Source organism: Rhodococcus sp. P3_B8, assembly GCF_056402775.1.
This window is the reverse complement of record NZ_JBFUGT010000588.1, coordinates 1-1,833: the sequence shown is the minus strand read 5'-3', so window position 1 is coordinate 1,833 and position 1,833 is coordinate 1. Positions and strand designations below refer to the sequence as shown.

1 protein-coding gene is annotated in these 1,833 nt (G+C 60.9%); it reads right to left on the bottom strand.

What is annotated here, in order from left to right; genetic code table 11:
- Positions 1–146: 146 nt before the first annotated feature.
- On the bottom strand, positions 147–1,595 hold the full coding sequence (locus AC1D1G_RS44840; protein WP_283351980.1) for an aldehyde dehydrogenase family protein: 1,449 nt from the start codon (positions 1,593–1,595) through the stop codon (positions 147–149).
- Between the last annotated feature and the right edge of the window lie 238 nt (positions 1,596–1,833).

The following is a 1,833-nucleotide window of genomic DNA, read 5'->3' as shown; positions in this document are numbered from 1 at the left end:
CATCAGCCCTGCAAGAAGTTCCCTCGAAACCGATCGAATCAGTCTCCCGTGACGCCTGGGCCCAACRCCGCCGGCCGTCCCCACTGACTACACGGCTCTGCAGCCAGCCCTGGTCGCGCTATTCGACCAGGACTTATCAGGACAGGCTAGAGGCGGGGAAGTACACGTGCCTCTTCTTCGAACCCGTACACCGACTTGACTTCGAGGTACTCCTCCAAGCCGTAGACGCCCATTGAGCGGCCGATACCCGATTCCTTGTAGCCACCCATCGGTGTCGTCTGATTGGGACTGGAACCGTTGTAGCAGATACGACCCGCGCGAAGTCCGGATGCGAACTCGTACCCGCGCTTGCGGTCCTCGCTGAACACGTAACCGCCAAGTCCGAAGATCGAATCGTTGGCAATCTCCAACGCTTGTTCCTCTGTGCGGTACGGCATGACGACCAAGACCGGACCGAAGATCTCCTCCTTGGCCAAGGTCATGTCGGGAGTGACGTCCGCCAGGACGGTGGGCTTGCAGAAAAATCCCTGGTCGAAGCCGTCGATGCGCCCCAGGCCGCCGGTGACGACTCGCGCCCCTTCCCGCAGCCCGATCTCGATATGACGCTGAACACTGTTGAACTGCTGCGCGTGAACGAGCGGTCCGTGCGTGGTGTTCGGATCGCTCGGGTCGCCGACTCGCATCAGGTTGATCGCGTCGACCAAGAAGGGAAGGATGTCCTCCACTTGGCTCTCGTGCACCAGCAACCGGCTCGGCGCATGGCAGGATTGGCCGGAGTTCGAGAAGCCGCGCTGAATGTTGAAATGTGCGGCCTTCTCCAGGTCGCCGTCGGTCAGCACGATGTTCGCGGACTTGCCACCCAGCTCCAGGCAGGTTCGCTTGACAGTCTGAGCGGCCGCCTCGCCCACCTGACGTCCCGCGGTGGTCGAACCGGTGAACGAGATCATATCCACGTCCGGGTGCCGCGAGAGCCGGTCGCCCACCACACTGCCACGACCGACTACCAGGTTGAATACACCCGGCGGAGTTCCCGCTTCATGCATGACTTCTGCCAGTGCAACGCCCGAGGCGGGCGATGCATCCGATGGCTTGAGCACCATTGTGCAACCCGCAGCGATTCCGTAGATGACTTTAATGACGGAGGTCTGAATCGGCCAATTCCATGGTGAGATGAGGCCGCACACGCCGATCGGTTCTCGTCGAATGATGGTGTCGTCGAGTTGCCGTTCAAACTCGTAATCTCGGATCACGTCCCGCGCGACTCGCATGTGACCGGCCGAGGACTTCACCTGGCCTTTGAACGAAATGGGGATGCCTACTTCTTTGGCGATCAGCTCGGACAGCTCCGTCTCGCGGCGCTCGTAGGCCGCAATAATGCGGTCGATGAGTTCGATGCGCTCATTGACCGAGGTCCTGGAGAAGCGAATGAACGCTCGCTTAGCTGCCGCTACTGCGAGGTCCACATCATCGACTCCGCCGCCCGAGGAGACAGTCGCCCACGGCTCTTCCGTCGCCGGGTTGATCAAGGGACGGGTCCCCGAGATGGACGGCGAGACCCATTCGCCGTCGATGTACAACTTGTCGAAGTGGTCCATTGACTTCCTCCAAAGCGAGCAGATTTGCTTAATGTCAGACTAATTATACGACTGCTTGGTGTCAACCTTTTTCTCATTCTAAGGGGAGGCACCCGCAACACCGTCGGTACTGACCCCTATACCAGCATCAACGGCCGCGGTGACCACGCTGCATGCGGGTAGGGTTGACGACCCGGCGACGTGGCTACCGGAAAGCCGCCCGCGGACCACCGACACCKGCGACCGCGCGGAGCTGCGA